This window comes from Inconstantimicrobium porci (assembly GCF_009696465.1).
In the GTDB taxonomy this organism is placed as follows: Bacteria; Bacillota; Clostridia; order Clostridiales; family Clostridiaceae; genus Inconstantimicrobium; species Inconstantimicrobium porci.
Genome location: NZ_VULX01000060.1, coordinates 1 through 2914, shown reverse-complemented (window position 1 = coordinate 2914; position 2914 = coordinate 1). Strand labels below are relative to the sequence as shown.

The window sequence follows — 2914 nt, the reverse complement described above, 5'->3', positions numbered from 1 at the left end:
GGACAAAAAGGTCAAGCTACAAAGGGCGCATGGTGAATGCCTTGGCATCAGGAGCCGATGAAAGACGTGATAAGCTGCGATAAGCTTCGGGTAGGCGCACATAGCCAGTGATCCGGAGATTTCTGAATGAGGAAACTCACATGGGAAACCCCATGTATCATATAGTGAATTCATAGCTATATGAGGGAAGACCTAGGGAACTGAAACATCTAAGTACCTAGAGGAAGAGAAAGAAAACTCGATTCCGTAAGTAGCGGCGAGCGAACGCGGAAGAGCCCAAACCGGAAACTTGTTTCCGGGGTTGCGGACAGAACATAACGTAAGATGATGATAATCGAACATGGCTGGACAGCCAGACCACAGAAGGTAATAGTCCTGTAGATTAAATTTGAGTCTTATAGTTCTGATTCCAGAGTACCACGAGACACGTGAAACCTTGTGGGAAGCAGGGAGGACCACCTCCCAAGGCTAAATACTACCTGATGACCGATAGTGAAGCAGTACCGTGAGGGAAAGGTGAAAAGAACCCCGGGAGGGGAGTGAAATAGAACCTGAAACCGTGTGTCCACAACCGATCAGAGCACCTTATGAGTGCAATGATGTGCTTTTTGTAGAACGAGCCAACGAGTTACGGTATGTAGCGAGGTTAAGTACTTAAGGTACGGAGCCGAAGGGAAACCGAGTCTGAATAGGGCGACTAGTTGCATGCCGTAGACCCGAAACCGGGTGACCTATCCATGGCCAGGTTGAAGCGAGAGTAAAATCTCGTGGAGGACCGAACCACGTTGATGTTGAAAAATCATGGGATGAGCTGTGGATAGCGGAGAAATTCCAATCGAACTCGGAGATAGCTGGTTCTCCCCGAAATAGCTTTAGGGCTAGCGTCGGATATGAGTAATGGAGGTAGAGCACTGAATGGGCTAGGGGGCATAGCGCTTACTGAACCTTATCAAACTCCGAATGCCATATACTATTAAGTCCGGCAGTCAGACTACGAAAGATAAGTTCCGTGGTCAAAAGGGAAACAGCCCAGATCGTCAGCTAAGGTCCCAAAGTGTAAGTTAAGTGGAAAAGGATGTGGGATTTCTAAGACAACTAGGATGTTGGCTTAGAAGCAGCCACTCATTAAAAGAGTGCGTAATAGCTCACTAGTCGAGAGATCCTGCGCCGAAAATGTCCGGGGCTCAAACTTACCACCGAAGCTACGGCATCAGTTTTACTGATGGGTAGGGGAGCGTCGTAATCGGGCTGAAGTCGTACCGTAAGGAGCGGTGGACTGATTACGAGTGAGAATGTTGGCATTAGTAGCGAGATGTGAGTGAGAATCTCACAGGCCGAATACCTAAGGTTTCCTCAGGAAGGTTCGTCCGCTGAGGGTTAGTCGGGACCTAAGCCGAGGCCGAAAGGCGTAGGTGATGGACAATCGGTTGATATTCCGATACCACTATTAATCGTTATTATCGATGGAGTGACGCAGGAGGATAGAGTGTGCTAGCTGTTGGTGCTAGTCTAAGCACTTAGGGAGTCAGGATAGGCAAATCCGTTCTGGCAATTCTGAGGTGTGATGGGGAAGGATCCACGGATCCGAAGTACTTGATTCCACGCTGCCAAGAAAAGCTTCTAGAGAGAGAAATAGTGCCCGTACCGCAAACCGACACAGGTAGGTGAGGAGAGAATCCTAAGGCCGGCGGAAGAATTACAGTTAAGGAACTAGGCAAATTGACCCCGTAACTTCGGGATAAGGGGTGCCTGTTTAATAGCAGGTCGCAGAGAATAGGCTCAAGCAACTGTTTAGCAAAAACACAGGTCTCTGCTAAAGCGAAAGCTGATGTATAGGGGCTGACGCCTGCCCGGTGCTGGAAGGTTAAGGGGAATACTTAGCGCAAGCGAAGGTATGAACTTAAGCCCCAGTAAACGGCGGCCGTAACTATAACGGTCCTAAGGTAGCGAAATTCCTTGTCGGGTAAGTTCCGACCCGCACGAATGGCGTAATGACTTGAGCACTGTCTCAACTGTAAATCCGGCGAAGTTGTAGTACCAGTGAAGATGCTGGTTACCCGCGATTGGACGGAAAGACCCCGTAGAGCTTTACTGTAGTTTAGCATTGAGTTTCGGTATTGTCTGTACAGGATAGGTGGGAGACTAAGAAATCAGGGCGTCAGCCTTGATGGAGTCGTCCTTGGGATACCACCCTGACAGTACTGGAATTCTAACCGGGCGCCATGAAACTGGTGACGGGACATTGTTAGATGGGCAGTTTGACTGGGGCGGTCGCCTCCTAAAATGTAACGGAGGCGCCCAAAGGTTCCCTCAGAACGGTCGGAAATCGTTCGAAGAGTGCAAAGGCAGAAGGGAGCCTGACTGCGACACCTACAAGTGGAGCAGGGACGAAAGTCGGGCTTAGTGATCCGGTGGTACCTCGTGGGAGGGCCATCGCTCAACGGATAAAAGCTACCTCGGGGATAACAGGCTGATCTCCCCCAAGAGTCCACATCGACGGGGAGGTTTGGCACCTCGATGTCGGCTCGTCGCATCCTGGGGCTGAAGTAGGTCCCAAGGGTTGGGCTGTTCGCCCATTAAAGCGGCACGCGAGCTGGGTTCAGAACGTCGTGAGACAGTTCGGTCCCTATCCGTCGCGGGCGCAGGAAATTTGAGAGGAGCTGTCCTTAGTACGAGAGGACCGGGATGGACTGACCTCTGGTGTACCAGTTGTCTTGCCAAAGGCACGGCTGGGTAGCTATGTCGGGAAGGGATAAACGCTGAAAGCATCTAAGCGTGAAGCCCACCTCAAGATTAGATTTCCCATAGCGTAAGCTAGTAAGATCCCTTGAAGAACACAAGGTTGATAGGTCAGAGGTGTAAGTGTGGTAACATATTTAGCTGACTGATACTAATAGATCGAGGGCTTGACCAA

The 2914-nt window shown here is 50.2% G+C and carries 1 rRNA gene; it reads left to right on the top strand.

Annotation, left to right across the window (positions count from 1 at the left end):
• Positions 1–9 precede the first annotated feature (9 nt).
• Positions 10–2914 (top strand): 23S ribosomal RNA (locus FYJ33_RS15840).